22 protein-coding genes and 1 other RNA gene are annotated in these 23,887 nt (G+C 70.6%); 12 read left to right on the forward strand and 11 right to left on the reverse strand.

All coding sequences use genetic code 11. The features are described 5' to 3' along the window. Positions 1 to 170: 170 nt before the first annotated feature. Together ACWF82_RS31605 and ACWF82_RS31610 are read right to left on the reverse strand one after the other, a co-directional pair. Complete coding sequence (locus ACWF82_RS31605) at positions 171 to 1,043, reverse strand: SURF1 family cytochrome oxidase biogenesis protein (RefSeq protein ID WP_452507159.1); 873 nt, start codon at positions 1,041 to 1,043, stop codon at positions 171 to 173. After that, on the reverse strand, positions 1,043 to 1,537 hold the full coding sequence (locus tag ACWF82_RS31610) for a low molecular weight protein-tyrosine-phosphatase (protein WP_452507161.1): 495 nt from the start codon (positions 1,535 to 1,537) through the stop codon (positions 1,043 to 1,045). The genes ACWF82_RS31605 and ACWF82_RS31610 overlap by 1 nt, the downstream gene beginning before the upstream one ends. A gap of 52 nt (positions 1,538 to 1,589) precedes the next feature. Here ACWF82_RS31610 and cobC point away from each other — a divergent pair, with 52 nt between their 5' ends. From cobC to ACWF82_RS31640, 6 genes are all read left to right on the forward strand, one after another. Continuing rightward, positions 1,590 to 2,654, forward strand: coding sequence for an Rv2231c family pyridoxal phosphate-dependent protein CobC (cobC, locus tag ACWF82_RS31615; protein ID WP_452507163.1), 1,065 nt, complete (start codon positions 1,590 to 1,592; stop codon positions 2,652 to 2,654). A gap of 249 nt (positions 2,655 to 2,903) precedes the next feature. Next, positions 2,904 to 4,019, forward strand: a complete 1,116-nt coding sequence (locus ACWF82_RS31620; protein ID WP_452507165.1) for a Nif3-like dinuclear metal center hexameric protein — start codon at positions 2,904 to 2,906, stop codon at positions 4,017 to 4,019. Between the two features lie 117 nt (positions 4,020 to 4,136). Then, on the forward strand, positions 4,137 to 4,874 hold the full coding sequence (locus ACWF82_RS31625) for a zinc ribbon domain-containing protein (RefSeq protein ID WP_452507167.1): 738 nt from the start codon (positions 4,137 to 4,139) through the stop codon (positions 4,872 to 4,874). Positions 4,875 to 4,890: 16 nt separating this feature from the next. Further along, complete coding sequence (locus tag ACWF82_RS31630) at positions 4,891 to 6,111, forward strand: bifunctional RNase H/acid phosphatase (protein ID WP_452507168.1); 1,221 nt, start codon at positions 4,891 to 4,893, stop codon at positions 6,109 to 6,111. A 140-nt stretch (positions 6,112 to 6,251) separates the two neighbouring features. After that, positions 6,252 to 6,935: a hypothetical protein gene (locus tag ACWF82_RS31635; RefSeq protein WP_452507170.1), complete on the forward strand. Its 684-nt coding sequence runs from the start codon at positions 6,252 to 6,254 to the stop codon at positions 6,933 to 6,935. A gap of 109 nt (positions 6,936 to 7,044) precedes the next feature. Then, positions 7,045 to 7,533, forward strand: a complete 489-nt coding sequence (locus ACWF82_RS31640; protein ID WP_452507172.1) for a GNAT family N-acetyltransferase — start codon at positions 7,045 to 7,047, stop codon at positions 7,531 to 7,533. Between the two features lie 196 nt (positions 7,534 to 7,729). On the opposite strand, the gene ACWF82_RS31645 is transcribed toward ACWF82_RS31640, so the two are convergent. Together ACWF82_RS31645 and ACWF82_RS31650 are read right to left on the reverse strand one after the other, a co-directional pair. After that, positions 7,730 to 8,305, reverse strand: a complete 576-nt coding sequence (locus ACWF82_RS31645; RefSeq protein ID WP_452507174.1) for an NUDIX domain-containing protein — start codon at positions 8,303 to 8,305, stop codon at positions 7,730 to 7,732. 13 nt (positions 8,306 to 8,318) lie between these two features. After that, positions 8,319 to 9,206 (reverse strand): alpha/beta hydrolase, encoded by an 888-nt coding sequence (locus tag ACWF82_RS31650; protein ID WP_452507176.1) that lies wholly within the window; start codon positions 9,204 to 9,206, stop codon positions 8,319 to 8,321. Positions 9,207 to 9,242: 36 nt separating this feature from the next. Between ACWF82_RS31650 and rnpB the strand changes: the two genes are divergently transcribed. After that, an RNA gene (gene rnpB / locus ACWF82_RS31655) (RNase P RNA component class A) lies at positions 9,243 to 9,645 on the forward strand. A gap of 67 nt (positions 9,646 to 9,712) precedes the next feature. Here the strand turns inward: rnpB and ACWF82_RS31660 are convergent. Then, positions 9,713 to 10,078, reverse strand: coding sequence for a hypothetical protein (locus tag ACWF82_RS31660; protein ID WP_452507177.1), 366 nt, complete (start codon positions 10,076 to 10,078; stop codon positions 9,713 to 9,715). Between the two features lie 193 nt (positions 10,079 to 10,271). Here ACWF82_RS31660 and ACWF82_RS31665 point away from each other — a divergent pair, with 193 nt between their 5' ends. Together ACWF82_RS31665 and ACWF82_RS31670 are read left to right on the forward strand one after the other, a co-directional pair. Beyond that, a complete protein-coding gene (locus ACWF82_RS31665; protein WP_452507179.1) occupies positions 10,272 to 10,604 on the forward strand; it encodes a hypothetical protein in 333 nt (110 codons plus the stop codon). Between the two features lie 20 nt (positions 10,605 to 10,624). After that, positions 10,625 to 12,064, forward strand: coding sequence for an RNB domain-containing ribonuclease (locus ACWF82_RS31670; protein ID WP_452507181.1), 1,440 nt, complete (start codon positions 10,625 to 10,627; stop codon positions 12,062 to 12,064). A 32-nt stretch (positions 12,065 to 12,096) separates the two neighbouring features. Here ACWF82_RS31670 and ACWF82_RS31675 read toward each other — a convergent pair whose 3' ends face one another. The 5 genes from ACWF82_RS31675 to panB form a co-directional block, all read right to left on the reverse strand. After that, complete coding sequence (locus tag ACWF82_RS31675) at positions 12,097 to 12,738, reverse strand: response regulator (RefSeq protein WP_452507210.1); 642 nt, start codon at positions 12,736 to 12,738, stop codon at positions 12,097 to 12,099. A 14-nt stretch (positions 12,739 to 12,752) separates the two neighbouring features. Next, the gene (locus tag ACWF82_RS31680) at positions 12,753 to 14,141 is read right to left on the reverse strand and encodes a sensor histidine kinase (protein WP_452507183.1); all 1,389 of its coding nucleotides are present in this window, start codon (positions 14,139 to 14,141) and stop codon (positions 12,753 to 12,755) included. Positions 14,142 to 14,240: 99 nt separating this feature from the next. Next, entirely contained in the window at positions 14,241 to 15,098 is an 858-nt protein-coding gene (locus ACWF82_RS31685) for a CHAD domain-containing protein (protein ID WP_452507185.1), read from the reverse strand. A gap of 4 nt (positions 15,099 to 15,102) precedes the next feature. Further along, positions 15,103 to 16,065, reverse strand: a complete 963-nt coding sequence (gene pip, locus ACWF82_RS31690) for a prolyl aminopeptidase (RefSeq protein ID WP_452507187.1) — start codon at positions 16,063 to 16,065, stop codon at positions 15,103 to 15,105. Positions 16,066 to 16,417: 352 nt separating this feature from the next. Continuing rightward, the gene (gene panB, locus ACWF82_RS31695; protein ID WP_452507189.1) at positions 16,418 to 17,272 is read right to left on the reverse strand and encodes a 3-methyl-2-oxobutanoate hydroxymethyltransferase; all 855 of its coding nucleotides are present in this window, start codon (positions 17,270 to 17,272) and stop codon (positions 16,418 to 16,420) included. Positions 17,273 to 17,476: 204 nt separating this feature from the next. Here panB and ACWF82_RS31700 point away from each other — a divergent pair, with 204 nt between their 5' ends. From ACWF82_RS31700 to ACWF82_RS31710, 3 genes are all read left to right on the forward strand, one after another. Continuing rightward, positions 17,477 to 19,009, forward strand: coding sequence for an alpha/beta hydrolase (locus tag ACWF82_RS31700; protein WP_452507191.1), 1,533 nt, complete (start codon positions 17,477 to 17,479; stop codon positions 19,007 to 19,009). A 122-nt stretch (positions 19,010 to 19,131) separates the two neighbouring features. Then, positions 19,132 to 20,469, forward strand: coding sequence for a glutamine synthetase family protein (locus ACWF82_RS31705; protein WP_452507193.1), 1,338 nt, complete (start codon positions 19,132 to 19,134; stop codon positions 20,467 to 20,469). Between the two features lie 59 nt (positions 20,470 to 20,528). Beyond that, complete coding sequence (locus ACWF82_RS31710) at positions 20,529 to 23,540, forward strand: bifunctional [glutamine synthetase] adenylyltransferase/[glutamine synthetase]-adenylyl-L-tyrosine phosphorylase (protein ID WP_452507195.1); 3,012 nt, start codon at positions 20,529 to 20,531, stop codon at positions 23,538 to 23,540. A gap of 56 nt (positions 23,541 to 23,596) precedes the next feature. On the opposite strand, the gene ACWF82_RS31715 is transcribed toward ACWF82_RS31710, so the two are convergent. Further along, entirely contained in the window at positions 23,597 to 23,800 is a 204-nt protein-coding gene (locus tag ACWF82_RS31715) for a cold-shock protein (protein WP_056821080.1), read from the reverse strand. Between the last annotated feature and the right edge of the window lie 87 nt (positions 23,801 to 23,887).

Genomic DNA, 23,887 nt, shown 5'->3' on the forward strand with positions numbered 1-23,887 from the left:
GCCTCTCATCGGCGGGACGGCCGCGAACCGGCCGCTGCGCGGCCGGACCCTCCTCGAGGTCGGGTCGTGCGGGGCTGGGAGTGCGGTCATGGCGGACTTGAGTTGTGGTGCGGGGCTGGGAGTGCGGTATGTCGCCGCATGCCGGTGTGGTCGAGCAGGTCGTGTCGGCGTCAGCGGTTGCGGCCGTAGCGGTCGGCCAGGCGCGCTTCGGTCGTCGGCGGGGCCGGGGTGGCCTGCTCGTCGGCCGGGGTGGTCTCGGTGGTCGAGGTGCCTTCCGTACCGGTGCGGTCGCGGCGGCGGGCGCGGAGTTCGGCGACGACGAAGTAGCCGAGGCCGAGGGGGGCCATGATGCCGAAGGCCAGCCATTGGAGGCCGTAGGAGAGGTAGGGGCCCGCGTCGAGTTGGGGGAGCGGGCTGGGGGTGAAGGCGCCGGGCTGGCCATCGGCCAGTTGGAGGTAGCCGCCCTTGTCCGTGCCGGTGGGGATATCGGTGAGCTGGGTGCCGAGGACGGTGGATTCCTGGCCGGTGTCGACGGTGTAGACCTGGCGGTAGCCGTCCTGGGTGCTCGGCGGTTTGTCCGCGACCACGCCTTCGGAGGCGCGCACGCGGGCTTCGAGGCGCTGGGGGCCGGTCGGGGGCGCGGCGATGGCCGGGGGACGGGTGCCGTCGACGGCGGCGACCAGGCCGCGGTCGACGAGCAGGGTGCGGCCGTCGGCCAGGCGGAAGGCGTCGAGGACGGCGTAGCCGGGGGCGCCGTCGAGATGACGCAGGCGCACCAGGACGGTCGAGTCCGGGACGTAGGTGCCGCTCGCGGTGACCTTGCGCCATTCGGTGTGCGCGGTCGGGTCGCCGTCGAGAACGCTGGCCACGTCCACCGGGTCGGCCTGCACGGAGTCGGCGATCAGCTGGTTGCGGTGCTCGGTGCTGGTGTTCTTGCCCAGCTGCCACGGCGCGAGGACGGTGAAGCACAGGTAGGCGAACGCCGCGACGATCACGGCGAGGATGAGCCAGCTGGGGCGCAGCAGGAACGTGAGTTTGCGCATCAGCGTCGCGCGTCGGCGGGGGTGCGGGCGTCGAGTTCGGCCCGCACCCAGTCGAGCAGACCGGGGACGGCGGCTTCGATCTGATCGCGGACCAGGTCGAAGTCGGACTGATCGCCGTAGTACGGGTCGGGCACGTCGCGGCCGTCGGCGGCGGGATCGAAGCTGCGCAGCAGCCTGCGCTGTTCGGTGGGCACGCCGCGGTGGGCCAGCTCCCGGTCGTGCCCGGTGTCGAGGGCGACGATCAGGTCGGCGTCACGATGCTCGGGACCGAAGGTGGCCGCGATGTGGTCGGTGGGGTAGCCGGCGTGGCGCAGCGTCGTCTCGGTACGCGGATCGGCCGGATCGCCGACATGCCACGATCCGGTGCCCGCGCTGGTCACCCGTACCCGGTTCGCGAGACCGGCACGGTACAGATGCGCCTCGAACATCTTCGCCGCCATCGGCGAGCGGCAGATGTTTCCTGTGCAGATGAATGACACGTGCAGCTGTCCCACGGAGCCATTCTCGCCCGAGCCGCCGAATTGCCGCCACGTAGGGTGTTCAACTGTGTTCCAGGACTCCGTCGACCCCGCGATGCTGCGCCACCACGGCGACGTGGAAGCGCGCCCTGGGATGCTCGATTTCGCGGTGAACGTCCGCGGCGCCGCCCCGCCGGCCTGGCTGCGCGATCGCCTCGCCGCCCGCCTGGACGACCTCGGCCGCTACCCGAGCGCCGAAGACGAAGCCGCCGCCCGCGCCGCCGTCGCCGCCCGCCACGGCCGCACCCCCGACGAGGTGCTGCTGCTGGCAGGCGCCGCCGAAGGGTTCGCCATGCTGCCCCGGCTGGCTCCGCGCCTGGCCGCGGTCATCCACCCGTCGTTCACCGAGCCCGAACTGGCACTGCGGGAGGCAGGCGTCCCGGTGACGCGGGTGATCCTGGAACGCCCGTACACGCTCGACCCCGCGCTGGTCCCCGAGGAAGCCGATCTCGTCGTGGTCGGCAACCCCACCAACCCCACTTCGATCCTGCACCCCGCCGCCACCATCCAGGCGTTGCGGCGGCCGGGTCGCCTCGTCGTCGTCGACGAAGCCTTCGCTGACGTGGTCATCCCGGACCCCGCCGAGCCCACGCTGCACGCCGAACCGGAATCGCTGGCTGGGCTGTCCGCACCCGACGTGATCGTGCTCCGCAGCCTCACCAAGACGTGGGCGCTGGCCGGACTGCGCTGCGGTTATGCCCTCGGCGCGCCGGAGGTGCTGACCCGGCTGACCCACGGGCGTCCGCACTGGCCGCTGGGCACCCTTCAGCTCGAGGCGATCATCGCCACCGCCGCACCGTCGGCTGTCGTCGAGTCCCAGCGCGACGCACGCCAGATCGCCGTCGAGCGTGCCGCCATGATCGACCGCCTCACCGCCCTCGGCATCGACGTCCACACCCCGGCGGACGGACCTTTCCTGCTCCTGCGCGTCCCTGACGGCGCCTTGGTGCGCAAGCGCCTCGCCGACCGTGGCATCGCTGTCCGTCGTGCTGACACGTTCCCCGGCCTCGGCCCCGACCACCTGCGCGTAGCCGTACGCGGCCCGTCGGAAGTCGACCGGTTGATCGAAGGTCTGCGGGCCGTGCTGTGGTGAGCGCGCCTGCCGAACCCCGCACGCCGGTTTCGACGTCGGATCAGCGGCGGGGTGATATCGCCTCGGTGCAGGTCGGTGCCGACGGCGTCCGGGAATCGATCCGCCAGCGGAGCCTGGCGTCCACTCGCTCCGTACCGGCCGGGGTCGGCGAGTCGGCCAGGGCCGGAAAACGGCGGACATCGTTGTGGTGCAAGGTGATCCCGTCACCCCGACGGTGACGGGCATGTCAACGGAACGAAGGAGGCGGCGGTGACCGACCTGGCCGAACTGATCGGGGTGCTCGACGCGGCGTATCCGCCGAGGCTGGCCGAATCGTGGGATTCGGTCGGGCTCGTGTGCGGTGAGCCGGCGCAGGAGGTCACCAAGGTGGTGTTCGCTGTCGACGCCACCGCCGCCGTGGTCGACGAGGCGATCGAGTGGGGTGCACAGGCATTGGTCGTGCACCACCCGCTGCTGCTGCGCGGGGTCGACACCGTCGCCGCCGATACGCCCAAAGGTGCTCTGCTGCACCGGTTGATCCGCTCCGGCTGCGCCCTGTTCTCCGCGCACACCAACGCCGACTCCGCCGACCCCGGTGTCTCCGACGCGCTGGCCGCCGCCGTCGGCCTCACCGTCACCGGTCCACTGGACCCCAAACCGGTTGCCTCCGTGGACAAATGGGTGATCCAGGTCCCGCAGACCCACACCGCCTCGCTCATGTCGGCGTTGTTCACCGCGGGCGCGGGCGCGATCGGCGACTACCGCGAAGCCGCCTGGTACACCGCGGGCACCGGCCAGTTCCGCCCGCTGCCCGGCGCGAATCCGGCGCTCGGCGTGGTCGGCACGGTCGAGACCGTCACCGAGGACGCGGTCGAGGTGGTCGCGGCGCCGACCTCGCGCCTGGCCGTCCTGGCGGCCCTGCGCGCGGCCCACCCGTACGAGGAACCCGCCTACCACGTCACCGAACGCGCACCGCTGCCGTCCTCGCTCGGCATCGGCCGCATCGGCGAACTCCCCGAGCCCGAAACCCTGCGCGAATTCACCGCCCGCGTCGGCGTCGGCCTGCCGCGCACCGTCTGGGGCGTCCGCGCCGCCGGTGACCCCGATCGCGTCGTCGAGCGGGTGGCCGTCTGCGGCGGCGCGGGCGACTCCTATCTGAACGCGGCCGTCCGCGCCGGCGTCGACGCCTACCTCACCTCCGACCTGCGCCACCACCCCGTCGACGAACACCTCCGCCGCGGCGGCCCCGCCCTCATCGACGCGGCCCACTGGGCCACCGAATTCCCGTGGTGCGGTCAGGCCGAGCAGATCGTCCGCACCGCTCTCCCCGGCCTGACCACCCGGGTGTCCGCCCTGCGCACCGACCCGTGGACGGTCACCGGCTGACCCACGCCCACGTCGACGGACTGCGCGACGGCAGTCCTCGGGTCATGGCGTGCGCAACCCCCGCGGCGCGGTACGGTTGACCAACCCATCCGTCCACTGTTCAGGAGTTCGTGCGCGTTGAATGTCGAACCGTCGGTCCAGTCCAAGCTGCTGCAGCTCGCCACTGTCGATGCCGAGTTGACGCGGATCGCGCACCGCAGGGGCGCGCTGCCCGAGCAGCAGGAGGTGGCGCGCCTGGCGGCCGAGCGCAACGGCTACAAGGACGCGGCCGTCGCGGTGGAGATCGGCATCGACGATCTGGATCGCGACATCCGCAAGCTCGAGGGTGAGGTCGACGCAGTCCGCAAGCGCGAGGACCGCGACCGCGGCATGCTCGACGAGGGCACCGTCGCCGTCAAGCAGCTCGCGGAGATCCAGCACGAACTGGGCAGCCTGGAGCGTCGCCGCTCGGTGCTCGAGGACGAGCTGCTGACCGTGATGGAGCAGCGCGAAGCCATGGCCGCCGACCACGACCACGCGGGCGCCCGCCTGAGCAAGGCCGATCAGGACCTGGCCGACGCCGAGCGCCTGCGCGACGAGGCGCTGGCCGATCTCGACGTGGCGCAGCAGCGGTGCGAGAAGGACCGGGACGGGCTGATCGGCCTGTTCCCCGGTGAACTGCTCGCTGTCTACGACAAGCAGCGTTCGGCGCACGGCGTCGGCGCCGGCCTGCTGCAGGCCCGCCGCTGCGGCGCGTGCCGGATCGAGATCGATCGCGGTGAGATGCAGCGCATCGCCAAGGCCGCGCCCGACGCCGTGGTCCGCTGCCCCGAATGCGGCGCGATCATGGTGCGTACCAAGGAATCGGGGCTGTGACCGGATCGGTGCGCCGATGAGCGTGCACGAGGTGATCGTCGAGGCCGATGGTGGCTCGCGCGGCAATCCGGGCCCGGCGGGCTACGGCGCGGTGGTCTTCGCCGCCGATCATGTGCGGGTGCTCGCCGAGCGCAAGGAATACATCGGCGTCGCCACCAACAATGTGGCCGAATATCGCGGTCTCATCGCCGGTCTGGCGGCTTCGGCCGAGCTCGGCGCGCGGGTGGTCGCGGTGCGGATGGACTCCAAGCTCGTCGTCGAGCAGATGGCGGGACGCTGGAAAGTGAAGCACCCGTCGATGATTCCGCTCGCCGAACAGGCGCGGGCGCTCGTCGCCGGCTTCGACCGGGTGAGCTTCACCTGGATTCCACGCGCCGAGAACTCCCATGCCGACCGGCTGGCGAACGAGGCGATGGACGACGGCGCCGTCGTCGGCACCGTCCGCGAAGCCGTCTCCGCCGGGCACGCCCCGGGCGACCAGGTGGCCGTACCCGCTGCGGGTGCCAGGGCGAGCGAGCAGGCCGATACCGGCGCGGTAGCGCCCGCGGCTGACCCGGCACTCGATGGTGAAACCACTGCGGCACAGCCGGTTTCGATCAATGCTCCCGGCTGGACCGGCGCGCTCGGCAGGCCGACGAGGCTGTTGCTGCTGCGCCACGGCCAGACCGAGCTGTCGATCGAGCGCCGCTACTCCGGTCGCGGTAACCCGCCGCTCACCGATCTCGGCCGCCAGCAGGCCGAGCGCGCCGCGAAAATGCTTGCCGCCAAAGGTGATATCGCCGCCGTCGTCACCTCACCGCTACAGCGCGCCCGTGCCACCGCCGAGGCCGCGGCCGGGGCGCTCGACGTTCCGCTGCGCGTCCTGGACGGACTCATCGAAACCGATTTCGGCGACTGGGAGGGTCTCACCTTCACCGAGGCGGCCCAGCGCGATCCGCAGCTGCACACGGACTGGCTCGGCGACCCGTCGATCCCCGCCCCCGGCGGCGAGAGCTTCGATCAGGTGCGCGAGCGCGTCGAGGGCGTGCGCCGGGATCTGGTCGCGCTGTACCCGGGCGAGAACGTCGTCGTGGTCAGCCATGTCACCCCGATCAAGACGCTGCTGCAGCTGGCGCTCGGCGTCGGCCCGTCGCTGCTGTACCGCCTGCACCTGGACCTGGCGTCGCTGTGCATCGCCGAGTTCTACCCCGACGGCGGCGCCTCTGTCCGCCTCGTCAACGACGTTTCCTACCTGTGAGCTAGCCGCTTGTCGCCGGGGCGCGGTACGGTCGCCCCGGTTCGCGGTCGGCGTAACGACGACGCCCCTGCGCCCGAAAGGTACTCGGGCGTGCGGAATGCCGCAGCCATCGAGAAAGGTACTTGATGAGGTTTCTACGGATGGCGGCGCTCGGAGCGGCCATCGCGGGGGCGCTCTCCGCTGGTGCGGGCAGCGTGTCGGCCGATCCGAGCGTGGTGCTCGGCGCGGCCTCGGGCATCGTCTTCGACAACAACTCCGGTTGCTCGCTGACCGCCATCGGCCATGACAACGCGGGCCGCCTTGTCGGTCTCACCGCGGGGCACTGCGCGCCGACGGGGGCGCGGGTCGGCGCCGAGCAGGCGCTGAACGCGGGTGTCATCGGCACCGTCGCCTTCTCCGACGACGGCGACTACCTGGATTTCGCTGTCCTGCAGCTGGATGCGTCGAAGGTCCTGCCGGTCCGCACCGTCGGCCAGACCACGGTCGCCGGCATCGGCGGCCCGCCCGGCCCCGGCACCACGGTGTGCTCGGACGGGCGCACCAGCGGCCGCAGCTGCGGCGTGGTGTGGGGTGAGCTCGAAGGCACCTCGATCAACCAGTACTGCTCGCAGCCGGGCGACTCCGGCGGCCCGGTCGTCGTCGGCGACCGCCTGGTCGGCATGAACCAGGGCAGGCTCACCGGCCTCGGCCCGCTCGACTTCGACGTCCCGTGCACCGGCGGCGCCAACCCGATCCACTCGCCCGCCTACTTCCAGCCCATCGGGGTCATCCTCGATGTGCTGAACCGGGCAGGCGGCGTCGGCGCGGGCTTCCAGCCGATCTGATCCAGCTCGACCCCAGGGGCGCATCACCCACCCGGTGATGCGCCCCTGTCGTCGTTCCCGGCCCGAAATCGCGTTGCCCGGCGCCGGAGGGCGTGCTGGAATCTCAGTCATGGGGGAACCTGAGGGCGCGGTCGGAATCAGACGGCTGGAACCCGACGAGTGGGCGGTGTTCCGCGAGGTGCGGTTGCGCGCGCTGCGCGACGCGCCGACGGCGTTCGGCCAGACCATCGAGCAGGCGCTGGCACGGACCGCGCACGACTGGCGGGACGTGCTGCGGGCGCGAGCGCAGTTCGCGGCGACGGCAGGCACCCAGACGGTGGGCACGGTGGGAGTGACCACCGATGCGGCGCGCGCCCACCTGATCTCGATGTGGGTGGATCCGCGTGCCCGCGGCCGCGGTGTCTCGGATCTGCTGATCGACGCGGCAGTGAGCTGGGCGGTCGCGCGGGGCTGTGCGGTGGTGCGCCTTGACGTGACCGAGGGCAATACCGCCGCCGAGAAGTTGTACCGGCGACACGGATTCGTGCCGACCGGGCGGCGCGGGCCGGTCGAGCCGGGCGACCCTCGAATGGAATTCGAGATGCGCCTGCTGCTCTGAACTCGGTCAGCGTGATGCGGCAGCTGCTGGCTACCCAGTCCGCCGCCTGGGCCGCCGGTGACGGCACCGCATTCGCCGCCACCTTCACGAGGATGCCGATTTCGTCTCCGTGATCGGCGAGTTCTTTCAGGGCCGTGCGGAATTGGCGACGGTCATGCAGGAAGGCTTCGACGGCTTCATGCACGGCACCCAGTGCTCAGCCCGGCACGTGAACGCTGTCTGCCGGGGAGCTGAGGCCGCGTTCGTGCATGAGCAGCAGGCCGTAGGCGGCCACCGATTGTGAGTCGACGATCTCGCCGCGCAGGATCATCGCCTCGAACTGGGCGCGGGAGAACCAGGCGGTGCGCATGTCCTGTTCCTCGGGCTCGCGCTGTGGTTCGCCCGGGGTGAGGTCGGTGGCGAGGAAGCAGTGGCCGCGCTGGCTGCTCGAACAGGGGGCCGAGGCCAGCGTGCCGAGCAGGGTCATCCGGTCGGCTCGCAGCCCCGTTTCCTCGCGCAATTCGTTGTGCGCCAGCTCGACCGGGGTCGGTGCGGTGCCCTGCGGCGGGGTGCCTGCGGGGAACTCCCAGCAGCGCTTGCCCAGCGGGTATCTGTACTGCTCGACGAGATGGAACCCCGCCCCGTCGAACGGGATCACCATCGCCCAATCGACCTTGTCGACCACGCCGTAGATCCCGACAGAGCCGTCGGAGCGGCGAATGGTGTCCTCCCGCAGCCGCATCCACGGATTGGTGTAGATCGTGCGCGAGCTGAGCTGTTCCATGGCATCCATGGTGCCCCACCGATCACGGGCGCAGGACGGACACCAGGAAGTCGGTCTGATCGCGCACGACCTGCTCGAACACGTCGTCGAAGTACACGTCGAAATGGCCGACCGGGTACTGCTTGACCACCGCGTGCTTGGTGCGTTCGGCGGCCTTGTGGGTCGGGGCGGGCGGCGCGATCGAATCGTTCTCGGCGATCGCGTAGAACACCGGTACCTTCAGCGCCTTCGCGCGTCGGCCGGGGCGGTCGAACAAGGTCGAGAAGGCCACCCGCGCACCGACTTTCGGCTGATAGGTCGCGCTCTCCTCGGCCAGCCTGCCGAACCCCTCCGGCACGTCGGGCGCGCTCATCAGCGCCGCGGCGCGCTTGCGGCCGGCCAGCCGGATCCGCACCGGCTTGCGCCGGATCGGGCCGAACAGCAGGTCGGTGGCCGCGATGGTGACGACCTTGGTGACGCTGATCGGTCCCTTCGCCATCGCCGAGGCCCACCCGCTGGTGAACGGCACCTGCGCGACCACCGCGGCGAGGTAGTCGTCGTCGGGCGCGACGGACAGCACGTGCCCACCGCCGAACGAGGTGCCCCACAACGCGATCCGGGTCGCGTCGAACCCACGGATACTGCGCCCGTAGGCGATTGCGGCCTTCCAGTCCTGCCGCTGGCGGGCGATGCTGACCACCTGGCGCGGGTCACCCTCGCTGGCCCCGAAATGCCGGTAGTCGAACGCCAGCACCCCCATTCCCGCCGCGACGAACCGCCGCGCATACCGATCCAACCCCATTTCGCGGGTTGCCCCCAGCCCGTGTCCCATGATCACCAGCGGGCGCGGCCGGGGCGCACCGTCGGGCAGGTAGAGCCAGGCAGCGCACTGCTGGTCACCCGAGGGGAAACTGACGTCGACACGTTCCATGGGTGATTACCGTACCGAGTACTCTGTACGAGCGGACGAGTCGGCCGGGCGACCGCGGCGACGAGAACGGGTGCGAAGGTGCCGCTGCTCGCTGCCGAGGAAAGTCCGGACTCCACAGAGCAGGGCGGTTGCTAACGGCAACCCGGGGTGACCCGCGGGACAGTGCCACAGAAAACAGACCGCCGCACATGTGCGGTAAGGGTGAAACGGTGCGGTAAGAGCGCACCAGCGCCCCGGGTGACCGGGGCGGCTCGGTAAACCCCGCCCGGAGCAAGGTCGAAGGTCGCACCTCGCGGTGCGGCTGCGCAGGTGTTCGAGGGCTGCTCGCCCGAGCCTGCGGGTGGACCGCTCGAGGCACCCGGCAACGGTGTGTCCAGATGGATGGTCGCCCCCCGGTGCGAACCGGGGACAGGATCCGGCTTACAGGCCGGCTCGTCCGCCTCCGCCGAACGACGAGGCGGCGGTCCCGAGAGGGAACCGCCGCCGCGTCGAGCCGGGAATTCCCGTCAGCACATCAGCTTGGCCATCTGGAAGATCGCCTGCGCCTCTTCGGTGGTCGCGGCCGTCGCGCCGTTCTTGGAGCTCTGCACGATCGAGGCGACGACGTCGGACTCCGGCTTGCCCGCCTTGATCTCGCCGCAGGTCTGGGTCAGCACACCACTGACCGCGGCGTCGTCGCGGCCCTCGGCCAGCTTCGGGAACGCGTTGCGGTAGCTCACCACGAACATGCCCGCCTTGCCCGAGTCGACCTGCGCGGTCGGGGCGGCGGACGAGGAGGAGGCGGCAGTGGAGGACGAGTCGTCGCCGCAGCCGGCCAGAAGCAGGGCGAAGACGGTGGCGCTGGCCGCGATGGCGGCGGTAGTTCTACTCACGCAGCGGGATGCTAGCGCCCCAGAAAACAAGCCGCCTCCCGTGTGGTTAACGGGAGGCAACGCCGTCACGGCGAAAATGCGCGGGAACTCGCCGGGATCGTGAGCGAGGTCATAGAGTGGGCGCCGTCGGCAGGGCTCGATGCCCACGGGCGCGGGCCCATCACATTCGATCGCGGAAGCAGGTCACATTTACATGCGGGTAGTTCGTTCCATTGTCGCCGGTGCACTGATCGCCGGAGCCGCTGCGGTTTTCACCTCGCTGGGTGCCGGGTCGGCGAGCGCGGTCGCGGTGACCCCGCTGTCGGGTGGGGTCCAGGTCGACCTCAGCCCGGCCGATACCGCCTGGGTCAACCAGACCCGGTTCGGTCTGACCGTCGCCGGTCTGCCGCACCCCTCGGCGGCCTCGTTCGGCCAGGCGCTCGACGCGGCGGCGGCCGTGTCGTCGTCGGTTCCCAACGGCCGGGTCACCTTCACCGTGTACGGCCCGTTCGATCAGCTCAACGGCACCATGCTGGCACTGCAGTAGTCAGTCGCTAACCTGCCAGAATGGAACTCCATCAGCGGATCGTCTCGGCGCCGGTCGACTTCGGCGCCATCCGTTCCGAATTCGGGCTGGCCTCGGATTATCCCGCCGAGGCCGTCTCGGAGGCCCGCGACGCGGTCGACGCGTTCGCGGGTACCAGGGTCGACCGGACCGACATCGAGTTCGTCACCATCGACCCGCCCAGCGCCATGGATCTGGACCAGGCGCTGCACATCGCACGCACCCCCACCGGCTTCACCCTGCATTACGCGATCGCCGACCTCGGCGCCGTGATCGTGCCGGGCGGTGCGCTCGCCCGCGAATCCGAAGCGCGCGGCCAGACCTTCTACCTGCCCGACGGCAACGTCCCCCTGCACCCGACGGTGCTGTCCGAGGGCAGCGCCAGCCTGCTACCCGGCGTCGACCGGCCCGCCGCGCTGTGGACCATCGAACTGAACGACAAGGCTGTCCCGCAGAGCTTCTCGGTGACGCGCGCACTGGTGCGCTCCCGGGAACGATTCGACTACGCGCAGGTGCAGGCCGCCGCCGACGCCGGGACGCTGCACCCGTCCCTGATCGCGCTGCCCGAGTTCGGGCGGCTGCGGATCGAAGCGGGACTCGATCAGGGCGCGATCTCGCTGCGCCTGCCCGCCCAGGACGTGGTGCGCCACGGTGACAACTGGCGGCTCGAGCTGGAACCACGAACCGCGGCGGACGACTGGAACGAACAGGTCTCGCTGCTCACCGGCATGTGCGCGGCCCGGATCATGCTGGAGCACAACGGCAGCCGGATCGGCCTGCTGCGCACCATGCCGCCGCCACCCGAGAGCGCGATCGCGTCGATGCGGCGCACCGCGGCGGCCCTCGGCGTCTCCTGGCCCGCCGACATGCCCGTCGGCCGGCTGCTGGCAGGTCTCGACGCGAACACCCCCGCCGGCCTGGTCCTGATGTCGGAGGCCACGAGCCTGCTGCGCGGCGCGAGCTACACGATGCTCGGCGACCTCGACAACCCGACCGAAGACCAGCTGACCCACAGCGCGATCGGCGCCCCCTACGCCCACGTGACGGCCCCGCTGCGCCGCCTGGCCGACAGGTTCACCACCGAGATCTGCCTGGCCCACTGCGCCGGCACCGACGTGCCGCAGTGGGTGGTCGACGGACTCGGCCCCGCGGCCGAAACCCTGCGCCGCACCGACTCTGTCGCCGGCAAGGTGGACAGGGCGTGCGTCGACCTGACCGAGGCGACCGTCCTGGCACCCCGGATCGGCGCCGAGTTCTCCGCCCTCGTCCTGCGCGAGGCCAACGGCAGCAGGCCCGCCGAGATCTTCGTCGCCGACCCCCCGATTCTCGGCCGATGCGAGGGAAAGCCGCCGGAAGGCGAACATGTCTCCGTGCGCCTCGCGGTGGCCGACGTCGCGACCCGGACGATCGCCTTCGAATACGACGGCAACGCTGCGCACTGACGGCCGGGTCCCTGCCGGGCTCCGTCGGCCTGTCACCCGCGCAGGCGCAGGACCGCGAGCACTCTGCGGTGATGGGTGTCGGAGGGCGGCAGGTCTAGTTTGGTGAAGATATTGCCGATGTGCTTCTCGACCGCGCGCTCGGTGACGGTGATGGCGGCGGCGATCGCGCTGTTCGTCAGGCCCTGTGCCATCAGTTCGAGGACCTCACGCTCGCGGGGAGTGAGCCGGGCCAGCGAGTCCTGCTGCCGGGACGCGCCCATCAGTTGCTTCACCACCTCCGGGTCGAGTGCGGTGCCGCCGGTCGCGACCCGGTGCAGCGCGTCGACGAAATCGGCGACATCGGCAACCCGATCCTTGAGCAGGTAGCCGACCCCACCGGCACCCGCGGCGAGGAGTTCTGTCGCGTACCGGGTTTCGATCCACTGGGAAAAGACGAGCACACCGACATCCGGGTACGCCCGGCGCAGTTCGATCGCGGCCAGCAGTCCCTCGTCGGTGAACGTGGGCGGCATCCGCACGTCCACCACCGCGACGTCGGGCCGCTGAGTGCCGACCACCTCGCGCAAAGACGTCGCGTCGCCGACCATCGCGACCACCTCGTGGCCGCGTTCGGTCAGCAGTCCGGCCAGACCGTCCCGCAGGATGGCGCTGTCCTCGGCGATCACCACCCGCAGCGACCGGGGCGCGCTCACTGCGGACCCGCCATCGGCAACACCATGATCACCACGGTAGGCCCACCGGCGGGACTGTCGACGGTGAGTGTGCCGTCGACGGACTCGGCGCGGGCCGCCAGACCGGCCAGCCCGCTGCCACCCGCCGCGCCGGAACGGTGCGCACCACCGATTCCGTTGTCGCGCACGGTGATCACCAGGGAACGCGAGCCATCGGGCATCACGGTGACGGTAACCTCCGTCGCCCGTGCGTGTTTGACCACATTGGTGAGCAGTTCGGCGACCGAGAAATACGAGATCGCCTCGATCGCGGGACTCGGCCGCCGCGGCAGGTGGACGCGCAGCTCGACCGGCACCGCGCAGCGGGCGGTGAGCGTCTCCAGGGCGGGACCGAGACCGAGTTCGAGTGCGGGCGGGTGGATCCCACGGACCAGTTCGCGCAGCTCGGTCAGCGCCTCCTTGGCGCCGGCGCGGGCCTCGGCGACGAGATCGCCGGGATCACCGCCGGCGGCCAGGCGTTCCTCGGCCCTGCCGAGGGCCATCGCGATGGTGACCAGGCGCGCCTGCGTGCCGTCGTGCAGGTCGCGCTCGACCCGGCGCAGCGTCGCGGCGGCATCGTCGACCGCGGCCAGCCTGCCGGCGCGCAGCTCGGCCAGCTGCCGGTCTCGCGGTGTCGCCGCCAGCAGGTGGGTGATCAGCATCGCGTGCACCCAGCAGACGCCCCGGATCAGCCACGGCAGCGCGAAACACAGCGCGATGCCGATGCCGGACATGGCCAGCGCGCGGGGCCAGGTGTCGACATAGAACGAACCGAACTGCACGAGGCTGTGCCGCTCGACCCCGCTCTCGTCCACCTGGACCGGATCGAACAGCAGCCACGGAAGCGGGGAGATCGCCGTGAAGGCGACCATCGCGGTCACGACGAGGACGACATAGCCGACCGCGACGCCGAGCACGGACTGGGCGAGCAGGAACAGCGCGGCACGCCAGCTCACCCGATCGGTGAACGCGCTCTTCAGGAATCCGATCAGGCCCGGCCCACGGACGAAGGCCGGTGGCGCCTCGACCCGGAGGCCGAGCAGTGCCCCGCCGAGGGACCGGTAGATCCGCCCCCACACCCGGCCGCCGAGCAGGATCACCGCCAGCAGCGGGATGCCGACGAGGAAGATCGACGCGTACAGCCCGCCGCCGAAACCGAAGAACAGGTAGCACACGGCCACGCAGCCGAGTACGAACGACAGGATCAGGTAGCCGAGCTCCTTCCAGGTCCTGAGCCGGAAGGGCGCCTGCGCCACGGTGGCGAGCACCCCGCCGCGGTGGCCCTGGTCCGCCAGGCCGTCGATCACCTCGGTCTGCTCGCCGGAACTGCCGATGATCACGGTCGGCTCGGCTGGTGTGTGCGTCATGACTCTTATGGTTGCCGGGGCGTCCCGCGTTCTCGATGGAGCTGGCCACCGGGTCGGCGGTGTAGCCAGCTACACCTCACCCGGCAGTGCCTGCGGCGCTCACGCGGTGGCCGAGACGAAGGCGGCGGTGGCGGGGTAGCGGGCCAGGGATCGCCCCGCGGCGGCTTCCTCGGTGTCGGCGAGGAGCTCGTAGAGAGTGGCGGTGGAGCCGTGGGAACCGGCGGCGGCCGCGAGGATGGCTTCGCGGGATTCGACGGCGTCGCGGTGGTCGCCGAGGACGGTTTGGAGGCGTTTGGCGCGGGTGCCCAGATCGGTGGCGTCGGCGCCGAGGACCTCGCCCGCGGCCTCGCAGCAATAGCGTAAGCGCTTGGCGCCCTTGCGGATATCGTGCAGGATTTCGACTCGCTCGGCCGGTGCCGCGGTCGGTTCGGCGAAGACGAGTTTGCGCAGGCGCTTGCGGTCGTGGCGCACGATCTTGTCGAAGACGTGGCTGGCCTTCTCGTGTGCCAGGTCGGCGGCCAGCGGTGGCTCGGTGCGCCAGGCTCGCAGCACCTCGGCCAGGTGGCGGTAGCGCATGCCGTCCAGTTCGGTGAGCACGATCGCGTGCGCGTCGGTGTAGGCGTCCCTGGATGCCCCGACCAGCGCCTCGGTCACCTCGGTGGGGACCTCCTCGTGCCCGGCGAGCAGATCCTGGAACCGCGCGGCGCGCACCTCCGCGTCCCGCGCGACGCCGAGCAGATCGGCCAGCCACTTCAGTTCGGTCACGGTCGCCGCGGCCTGATGGTCGTCGAACAGGTCGCGATAGGAGCGAAGGACGCTGCGCAGCCTGCGCGTGGCCACCCGCATCTGGTGGACCGAGTCGTCGGCGTCGGCGCGCACGTCGGGTTCGGCGGCCAGTAGTCGGTCGATGTCCTCGCCGAGCGCCGCGACGACGGCTTTTCCGGCCCTGCGCGCCATGATGTCAGCCTATCTTCCCGAACGCATCGGTCGCCTCGACCAGGTGATGCGTGATGCCGGGTTCGTGGGCGGTGTGCCCGGCGTCCTCGACGATGTGCAGGGTGGAGCCCGGCCAGGCCCGCTGCAGTTCCCAGGCGCTCACGGCGGGACACACGATGTCGTGACGGCCCTGCACGATCACGCCGGGGATGTGGGCGATCCGATCGAGGTCACGCAGCAACTGTCCCTCGTCGAGGAATCCGCCGTGCCGGAAATAGTGGTTTTCGATCCGGGCGAAGGCCAGCGCGAAGCGCGCCTCGCCGGTCTCGGCGACCCGATCCGGTTGCGGCAGCAGCGAACTCGTCGCGCCTTCCCACGTCGACCACGCGACGGCGGCATCGAGGGAGACCTGCGGATCGGGGGAGTGCAGCAGCCGGTGATACACCTCGACCAGGTCGTCGCCGCGCTCCTCGACGGGGACCGGGGCCAGGAATTTCGCCCACTCGGCCGGGTACACGTTGCCCGCGGCGCCGTTGTAGTACCAGTCGATCTCCTTGCGCCGCAACAGGAAGATCCCGCGCAGCACCAGTTCGGTCACCCGTTCGGGATGGGCCTGGGCATAGGCGAGGCCGAGGGTGGAACCCCATGAACCGCCGAAGACCTGCCAGCGTTCGATGCCGAGGTGCGCGCGCAGCAGTTCCATGTCGGCGATCAGGTGCGGCGTGGTGTTGACCTCCAGGCTCGCGCCGTCGGCGATGTGCGGCACCGACTGCCCGCATCCGCGCTGATCGAACAGCACGATCCGGTACACCGCGGGGTCGAAGAACCGCCGCTGCAGCGGACTGGTGCCACCGCCGGGCCCGCCGTGCACGAACACCACCGGCTTGCCGTCGGGGTTGCCGCTGACCTCCCAGTACACCGACTGGCCATCGCCGACATCGAGCAGACCTTTGTCGAACGGCTCGATCGCCGGGTACAGCGCGCGCATCAGAACACCGATCCCGCAGCGAGATTCGGCAGGGCGAACGCGCCCGCGCGCACGGGACGGGCCTTCCAACGGCGATGCGGCATCGATACCCCTACTCGTGTCGACTATGTCGCCCTCGAGTCTGCCACCCGTCACCACCCGGCACACCCCCCGCCGAAACCCTGAGACGCCCACGTACCGCATCAACCAGCCACGCACGCCCCGACCTCGAGGAGGGGCAGGCCGCGCAGCGGCCGTCGCGGCCGTCCCGCCGGTCAGGTGCCGTTGCGTAGGCGACGAAGGAGCAAGCAACGGTGCCTGACCGGCGGGACAGGAGGGGCCGCGACCTCGAGCGCGCCAGCGCTCCAGAAACTCAGAAGCTGTGTTCCGGACCGGGGAACACGCCCCGGCGGACCTCGTCGGCGTAGGCGGCTGCGGCCGAACGCAGCTCGTCGCCGACATTGCCGAAGCGCTTGACGAACTTGGCGGTCTTGCCACTGCTGTAACCGGCCATGTCCTGCCAGACCAGCACCTGCGCGTCGCAGTCGGCGCCGGCGCCGATGCCGACGGTCGGGATGGTCAGCTTGTGGGTGACCTGGCCCGCCAGCTCGGCGGGAACCATCTCCATGACGACGGAGAACGCGCCGGCTTCCTGCACGGCGATCGCGTCGGCGATGAGCTGCTCGGCACCGTCGCCGCGGCCCTGCACCCGGAACCCGCCGAGGGTGTTGACGCTCTGCGGGGTGAAACCGATGTGCGCCATCACCGGGATGCCCGCCGCGGTGATCAGCGCGATCTGCTCGGCGACCCGTTCGCCGCCCTCGAGCTTGACCGCGTGCGCGCCGCCCTCCTTCATGAAACGGGTGGCGGTCGCCAGCGCCTGCTGCGGCGAGGACTCGTAGGTGCCGAAGGGCAGGTCGGCGACGACCAGCGCGTGCGGCGCGCCACGGACGACGCCGCGCACCAGGGGGATCAGTTCGTCGATGGTGATCGGCACGGTGGTGTCGTAGCCGTACACGACGTTGGCGGCGGAATCGCCGACCAGCAGGACCGGAATGCCCGCTTCCTCGAAGAGGCGCGCGGAGGAGTAGTCGTAGGCCGTCAGCATCGACCAGCGCTCGCCGTCGGCCTTCATCTGCTGCAGATGCTGGACGCGGGTCTTGCGACGGGGCTTGGCTTCGGCGGGAGTGGCACCGTAGGCAGGGGTCTGCTCATCGGATACGGACATCATCGTCCCTTTCGTCTGGTTCCTCGAGGCCCGTACCGGGTCCCCGGGTTTTTCTGACGAATCCAGTGTGCCACCTCGGCCCGAGCCGCTTTAAGGGCCGGTGCCGGTGTGATCGGTCACAGCGGTGGTTGGGCTACCGTGAAAGCGAGCCCTTTCGGGCGCATCGAGTTTGTGCGCCGTGCGGCGCGGAAAGGTGGGCCCACCGTGCAGCGTGGCAGGTTTGTCGTGCTCGTCGGCGCCGCGTGCGCGCTGATCGTCTCCGGATGCACCAGCGCCGAGACCAGCGCGCCCCGCGCCGAGCTGCCGCCCCCGCCCGACGGTCTGGCCCAGTTCTACGAGCAGCCCCTGGAGTGGGGTTCGTGCGAGGGCTTCGGCAGTCCGGAGGACCGGCTGCCGCCCAAGACCGAATGCGCGCGGATCACCGTGCCCGTCGACTACGCCCGCCCGGACGGCCCGACCGCCCAGGTCGCGATGTCGCGGATTCCGGCCACCGGCGACAAGATCGGTTCGCTGCTGATGAACCCCGGTGGGCCCGGTGTCTCCGGGCTGTCGATGGTCACCGTCGGCAACCGCACCGAACTGGCCGACCGATTCGACCGGGTCGGCTTCGATCCGCGCGGCGTCGGGTCCTCGCTGCCCGCGATCGTGTGCCTGACCCCGCAGCAGGCCGACGCCGAGCGCGCGGAGCCACCGACCGACAACACCCCGGCGGGCATCGCCGAGGCCGAGGCCGACAACCGGGAATACGCCGACCGCTGTGTCGAGCGCAGCGGCACCGAGCTGCTCACCCATGTCGGCACCCGCGAGGTCGTCCAGGACATGGACGTGATGCGCGCGGTTCTCGGCGATCCGAAGCTGAGCTACCTCGGCTACTCCTACGGCACTCGGCTCGGCTCGGCCTACGCCGAGAAGTTCCCGCAGAACGTGCGCGCCCTCGTGCTCGACGGCGCTGTCGACTCCTCCCAGGACCCGGTGCAGGAATCGCTGCGCCAGGCCGCAGGCTTCCAGGGCGTGTTCAACGCCTACGCCGCCGAGTGCGCGCAGAGCGCCGACTGCCCGCTCGGCACCGATCCGGCGCAGTCGGTGGCCCGGTTCCGCGCACTGGTCGCCCCGCTGGAGACCACGCCCGCCGCGACGACCGACCCGCGCGGGCTCAGCTACGGCGACGCGATCACCGGCGTCCAGCAGGCCCTCTACAGCGACGACCTGTGGAGCATCCTCACCGAGGGCCTGACCGAACTGCGCGACGGACGCGGCGACACCCTGCTGCAGCTGGCCGACATGTATGACGGCCGCCGCGAGGACGGCACCTACGCCAACATCCAGGACGCCTTCAACGCCATCCGCTGCGTCGACGATCCCCGGATCACCGATCCCGCGGTCGTCGCCCGCCAGGACGCCGAGTACCGCAAGGCCGCGCCCTTCCTCGACGACGGCAAGGGCACCGGCGCCGCCCCGCTGGAGCTGTGCGCCGCCTGGCCGGTGCCCAACACCAGCACACCCCACCGGGTATCCGCCCCGGGCCTGCCGACCACGGTCGTCGTCTCCACCACCGATGACCCCGCGACGCCGTACCAGGCCGGTGTCGACCTGGCCGCCCAGCTGGGCGCCGAGCTGATCACCTTCCGCGGAAACCGGCACACCGCGGCCCTGGTCGCGGGCGACCGCTGCGTCGACGACGCGGTCATCAACTACCTGGTCGACCTCGCCGCGCCCGGCACCGGACTCGCCTGCTGATCGACACCGCGGCGCACCGCGCGCCGTCAGTCCGGGTGAGATGTGCGAAGGATGTGACGAGATCGCACAACGCGAGCGTGTATGTAACACGGATTTAACGCCGGGTGCTTACGCTCGCCGGTATGGATCGCCAGAAGGAATTCGTGCTGCGGACGCTCGAAGAGCGGGACATCCGCTTCGTCCGTCTCTGGTTCACCGACGTGCTGGGCTATCTGAAGTCCGTCGCCATCGCGCCCGCCGAGCTGGAGGGCGCCTTCGAAGAGGGCATCGGCTTCGACGGTTCGGCCATCGAAGGCTTCGCGCGCGTATCCGAGGCGGACATGGTCGCGCGGCCCGATCCGTCGACCTTCCAGGTGCTGCCCTGGGCCACCTCCAAGGGCCACCAGCACTCGGCCCGCATGTTCTGCGACATCACCATGCCCGACGGTTCGCCGTCGTGGGCCGACCCGCGCCACGTGCTGCGCCGTCAGCTCAACAAGGCCGCCGACGTGGGCTTCAGCTGCTACGTGCACCCCGAGATCGAGTTCTTCCTGCTGGAGAACGGCCTCAAGAACGGCGAGCCGGTGCCCGCCGACAACGGCGGCTTCTTCGACCAGGCCGTGCACGACTCGGCCCCCAACTTCCGCCGCCACGCCATCGACGCGCTCGAGTCGATGGGCATCTCGGTGGAGTTCAGCCACCACGAGGGCGCCCCCGGCCAGCAGGAGATCGACCTGCGCTACGCCGACGCGCTGTCGATGGCCGACAACGTGATGACCTTCCGCTACCTCATCAAGGAGGTCGCGATCGACGAGGGTGTGCGCGCCACGTTCATGCCCAAGCCGTTCGCCCAGTACCCCGGCTCGGCCATGCACACCCACATGAGCCTGTTCGAGGGCGAGTCCAACGCCTTCGCCGACCCCGACGACCCGGAGAACCTGTCCTCGACGGCGCGCTCGTTCATCGCGGGCATCCTCGAGCACGCCCCCGAGATCAGCGCCATCAGCAACCAGTGGGTGAACTCCTACAAGCGCCTCATCCACGGCGGCGAGGCGCCGACGGCGGCCTCCTGGGGCCGGTCCAACCGCTCGGCGCTGGTGCGCGTGCCGATGTACACGCCGAACAAGTCCTCCTCGCGGCGCGTCGAGATCCGCAGCCCAGATTCGGCCTGCAACCCGTACCTGACCTTCGCGGTGCTGCTCGCCGCCGGTCTACGCGGCATCGAGAAGGGCTACACCCTGCCGCCCGAGGCCGAGGACGACGTGTGGGCGCTGACCGACGCCGAGCGTCGCGCCATGGGCTTCCGCTCGCTGCCCGGCACCCTCGACGAGGCGCTGCAGGCGATGGAGCGTTCGGAGCTGGTCGCCGAGACGCTCGGTGAGCACGTCTTCGACTTCTTCCTGCGCAACAAGCGCCGGGAATGGGCCGATTACCGCAGCCAGGTGACGCCGTGGGAGCTCAAGGAGTACCTCAGCCTGTGACACACGTCCGGCGCGCCGGGCGTGACGCAGTCGATGCCGGGACCCTGTACTTTTAGGACATGGTCCGGCCACCGACTGCCCGCTCCGCTGTTCCCGGCGTCGGCAGGCTCGGCTTGCTAGAGCCCACCGCGGCGGATTCCCTGCACCAGCTCGGCTGGGACAACGTCGACGGCGTGCCCGTGCTCTGGGCGCTGTCGCGTTCCCCCGACGCCGACCTGGCGCTGTCGACCTTCGTGCGGCTGCGTGAGTCGCTCGGAAACGACTGGGCCGAACTGGATTCGGCGATCCGCTCCGACATCACGCTGCGCGGCAGGCTGTTCGGGCTGCTCGGTTCATCGACCGCGTTCGGTGACCATCTCGTCGCCGCACCCGCCGCGTGGAAGATCCTGCGCGAGAACCGGATTCCCGACCGCGACGAACTGATCGCCGACCTGCTCGACGCGGTCGACGCGAAACCCGAGACCGGGCACAACGCCGGGCCGATGCTGTTCCGGGCCGGTATCGCCGGGCCCGAGGCGATCGCGTTGCTGCGCAGCAGGTATCGCGATCAGCTGATGCTGCTGGCCGCGGTCGATCTGGCCTCCACCGTCGAGAACGAGCCGGTGCCGCCGTATCAGGTGGTCGGCAGGCATCTGTCGGATCTGGCCGACGCCGCACTCACCGCCGCGCTGTCGGTCGCGGTCGCGCGGGTGTGCAAGAACGGTCCGGTGCCGGTGCGCCTGGCGGTGATCGCGATGGGCAAATGCGGTGCGCGCGAACTGAACTACGTCAGCGACGTCGACGTGGTGTTCGTCGCCGAACCGGCCGACGCGACCGCGACCCGGCTGGCCGCGGAGCTGATGAGCGTCGCCAGCTCGGCCTTCTTCGAGGTCGACGCGGCCCTGCGTCCGGAGGGCAAGGCGGGCGCGCTGGTGCGCACGCTCGACTCCCACCTCGCCTACTACAAGCGCTGGGCCCGCACCTGGGAGTTCCAGGCGCTGCTGAAGAACCGGCCGATGACCGGGGATCTGGAGCTCGGGCAGCAGTACCGCGACGCGCTGATGCCGATGGTGTGGACCGCATCGGAACGTCCCGACTTCGTCGCCGACGTGCAGGCGATGCGCCGCCGGGTGGAAGACCTGGTCCCCGCCGACCTGCGCGAGCGCGAACTCAAACTCGGCGCCGGCAGCCTGCGCGATGTCGAATTCGCCGTGCAGCTGCTGCAATTGGTGCACGGGCGGGTCGACGACTCGCTGCACGCCACCAATACCGTCGAGGCGCTCACCGCGCTCGCGGCGGGCGGCTACGTCGGCCGGGACGACGCCGCCAACCTCACCGCCTCCTACGAATTCCTGCGCCTGCTCGAGCACCGCCTGCAATTGCAGCGGCTCAAGCGCACCCACACCCTGCCCGCCGCCGACGACGAGGAGGGCATGCGCTGGCTGGCCCGCGCCGCCCACATCCGCCCGGACGGCCGCCAGGACGCGGTCGGCGTGCTCGAGACCGACATCCGCCGCAATTCCCTGCGGGTGCGGCGGCTGCACGCCAAGCTGTTCTACCGCCCGCTGCTCGATGCGGTCGCCCGGCTCGACTCCGACGCGCTGCGGCTGAGCCCCGACGCCGCCGTCCGCCAGCTCGCCGCCCTCGGCTACGGCGCCCCCGCCAACGCGCTCGGGCATCTCAAAGCGCTCACCGGTGGCGTCTCTCGCAAGGGCCGCATCCAGGCACTGCTGCTGCCGACCCTGCTCGAATGGCTCGGTGACACACCGAATCCCGACGCCGGACTGCTCGCGTACCGCCGGGTGTCCGAGGGCCTCGACGACCAGATCTGGTTCCTGCGCGAACTGCGCGACGAAGGGGCCATCGCCCAGCGCCTGATGATCGTGCTCGGCTCCTCGGAATACCTGCCCGACCTGCTGATCAACGCGCCCGAAACGATTCGCATGTACGCCGACGGACCGGGCGGCCCGCAGCTGCTCGGCCCGCAACCGGAGGACGTGGCCCGCGGCATCCAGACCGCGGCGGCCCGCTACGACGACCCGAATCGCGCTGTCGCGGCGGCCCGTTCGCTGCGCAGGCACGAACTGGCGCGCGTCGCCTCGGCCGATCTGCTCGGCATGCTCGACGTGCCACAGGTGTGCGCCGCGCTGTCCTCGGTGTGGGTGGCGGTGCTCGAGGCCTCGCTCAGCGCGGTCATCCGGGCGTCGGAGGCCGAGCGGGGCGCGCCCGCGCCCGCCGACTTCGCGGTGATCGGCATGGGCAGGCTCGGCGGCATGGAGCTCGGCTACGGCTCCGACGCCGATGTGCTGTTCGTCTGCGACCCGCGTCCCGGCGAGGACGAGACCACGGCTGTGAAGTGGGCCGTCGGCATCGCCGAGAAGGTGCAGCGGCTGCTGGGGGCGCCGAGTACCGATCCGCCGCTGCAGGTCGACGCCGGATTGCGGCCGGAGGGCCGCAACGGCGCCCTCGTCCGCACCCTGGCGGCCTATCAGGCCTACTACGACCAATGGGCCCAGCCGTGGGAGGTGCAGGCGCTGCTGCGCGCGCACCAGGTGGCGGGCGATCAGGACCTGGGTTTGCGGTTCTTGCACGTCATCGACCCGATCCGGTACCCGGCGGGCGGTGTGTCGGCCGATGCGGTCCGCGAGATCCGCCGCATCAAGGCCCGCGTCGACGCCGAGCGGCTGCCGCGCGGCGCCAACCCCGCCACGCACACCAAGCTGGGTCGTGGTGGGCTCGCCGACATCGAATGGACCGTGCAACTGCTGCAGTTGCGCCACGCCCACGAGGTGCCCGCCCTGCACAACACTTCGACGCTGCAATCGCTCGACGTCATCGAGGTCGAAGGCATCCTCGAGCCCGAAGACGTTGCGCTGCTGCGTGAATCGTGGATCACCGCCACCGCGGCCCGCAACGCGCTCGTCCTGGTCAAGGGCAAGCCGACCGATCAGCTCCCCGGCCCGGGCCGTCTACTATCGGCGGTCGCGCGGGTGGCGGGCTGGCCCACCGACGACGGCAGCGAGTTCCTCGACAACTACATGCGCATCACCCGTCGCGCGAAAGCGGTGGTGGAGCGGGTCTTCGGGGGATGAGGGCATGAGAAAGGCCCCGCACCAATGGTGCGGGGCCTTTCTAGCTCACGCTGAAATCAGATCGCGCGGACGTCCTGGGCCTGCGGGCCCTTCTGGCCCTGGCCGACCTCGAACTCCACCCGCTGACCCTCTTCGAGGGACTTGAAGCCCGAGCCGCCGATGGCGGAGTAATGCACGAAGACGTCGGGGCCGCCTCCGTCTTGGGCGATAAAGCCGAAGCCCTTCTCGCCGTTGAACCACTTAACAGTGCCTTGAGTCATGGTGTTTAAAAGTCTTTTCCGTAGATGAGCCATGGCGATCTCTGTGATCAGCCCAGTCTCAGCAACCTAGTATGCCATACTCACCGA

Source organism: Nocardia sp. NPDC055053, assembly GCF_053608285.1.

Coding starts and splice junctions, on each gene's coding strand:
- ACWF82_RS31635 (WP_452507170.1), top strand. CDS start 6,252: ATGGCGGCGCTCGGAGCGGCCATCGCGGGGGCGCTCTCCGCTGGTGCG.
- ACWF82_RS31650 (WP_452507176.1), bottom strand. CDS start 9,206: ATGGAACGTGTCGACGTCAGTTTCCCCTCGGGTGACCAGCAGTGCGCT.
- ACWF82_RS31710 (WP_452507195.1), top strand. CDS start 20,529: ATGGTCCGGCCACCGACTGCCCGCTCCGCTGTTCCCGGCGTCGGCAGG.
- panB (WP_452507189.1), bottom strand. CDS start 17,272: ATGTCCGTATCCGATGAGCAGACCCCTGCCTACGGTGCCACTCCCGCC.
- ACWF82_RS31685 (WP_452507185.1), bottom strand. CDS start 15,098: ATGGCGCGCAGGGCCGGAAAAGCCGTCGTCGCGGCGCTCGGCGAGGAC.
- ACWF82_RS31715 (WP_056821080.1), bottom strand. CDS start 23,800: ATGACTCAAGGCACTGTTAAGTGGTTCAACGGCGAGAAGGGCTTCGGC.
- pip (WP_452507187.1), bottom strand. CDS start 16,065: ATGCGCGCGCTGTACCCGGCGATCGAGCCGTTCGACAAAGGTCTGCTC.
- ACWF82_RS31705 (WP_452507193.1), top strand. CDS start 19,132: ATGGATCGCCAGAAGGAATTCGTGCTGCGGACGCTCGAAGAGCGGGAC.
- ACWF82_RS31630 (WP_452507168.1), top strand. CDS start 4,891: ATGAGCGTGCACGAGGTGATCGTCGAGGCCGATGGTGGCTCGCGCGGC.
- ACWF82_RS31680 (WP_452507183.1), bottom strand. CDS start 14,141: ATGACGCACACACCAGCCGAGCCGACCGTGATCATCGGCAGTTCCGGC.
- ACWF82_RS31645 (WP_452507174.1), bottom strand. CDS start 8,305: ATGGATGCCATGGAACAGCTCAGCTCGCGCACGATCTACACCAATCCG.
- ACWF82_RS31670 (WP_452507181.1), top strand. CDS start 10,625: ATGGAACTCCATCAGCGGATCGTCTCGGCGCCGGTCGACTTCGGCGCC.
- ACWF82_RS31605 (WP_452507159.1), bottom strand. CDS start 1,043: ATGCGCAAACTCACGTTCCTGCTGCGCCCCAGCTGGCTCATCCTCGCC.
- ACWF82_RS31665 (WP_452507179.1), top strand. CDS start 10,272: ATGCGGGTAGTTCGTTCCATTGTCGCCGGTGCACTGATCGCCGGAGCC.
- ACWF82_RS31640 (WP_452507172.1), top strand. CDS start 7,045: ATGGGGGAACCTGAGGGCGCGGTCGGAATCAGACGGCTGGAACCCGAC.